Source organism: Paenibacillus sp. P4_E11 (assembly GCF_056401635.1).
Genome location: NZ_JBFUIX010000634.1, coordinates 1 through 740 on the forward strand (window position 1 = coordinate 1; position 740 = coordinate 740).

1 pseudogene is annotated in these 740 nt (G+C 41.5%); it reads left to right on the plus strand.

From position 1 onward, the window contains the following. Positions 1 to 342 precede the first annotated feature (342 nt). Positions 343 to 740 (plus strand): annotated as a pseudogene (locus AC1DWB_RS36585) (MrcB family domain-containing protein); the annotation flags it as partial.

Sequence of the window (740 nt, forward strand, 5' to 3'; positions counted from 1 at the left end):
ATGCCCAGTATGGTAGTTATAAGGACAAGCCTTCCAGTTCTCTCTGTAAAAGTAAGATTGTTGTGAGAATTGATCATTGGTTTAGAAGTGGTTGTTTCGCTCATTGTTTTTCCTCCGTATTAACATGATTTAGTCAACCATACGCAAGAACAAACGTTTGGTTTCGTTCGGATGATAAATCTAGGAATATTTTGTATGTTGAACTACTCAAAAGAGTGTATTGGTTCTTCGACAGTTCTAAAATATGCCCTTGAGTAAGCAGGTCCCCTATCCCTAACTGGCGAATATATCCACTGAATAACAAAAGCCTCAGTCCAAGGAAACCAGGTGATCCCCATAGCATTGCCAGCAGAGTTATCCAAACTGTTCACTCAGAAGCAGAAATCATACAAAATGGTACTCACTCAGGCCCTGTTGAGTGAGATGAACGCAACGGGTCAACGACAGATACCACTAATGCAGTTGAAACAACGCTTCTTATCTCTACTTCAAGACAGAGAAGCTAATAATCTCCAAGTGGACGAGCCTCCGAAAGCAATAGGGAACAGTTGGGCCAATGTGAGCCAATCCCAATTACAGAGCGTTATCTCCACACCGATTCAAGCACTATCCCATCTTCTGGAGCAAGACTTTAAGCAACAAACAATCGGTTTTAAAGACGAACTGTACAGTCGATGGGGTAATGACGTCCTTTTTGAACTATATGATCATGCAACCCGAGAATTGGAAGACTATTATGA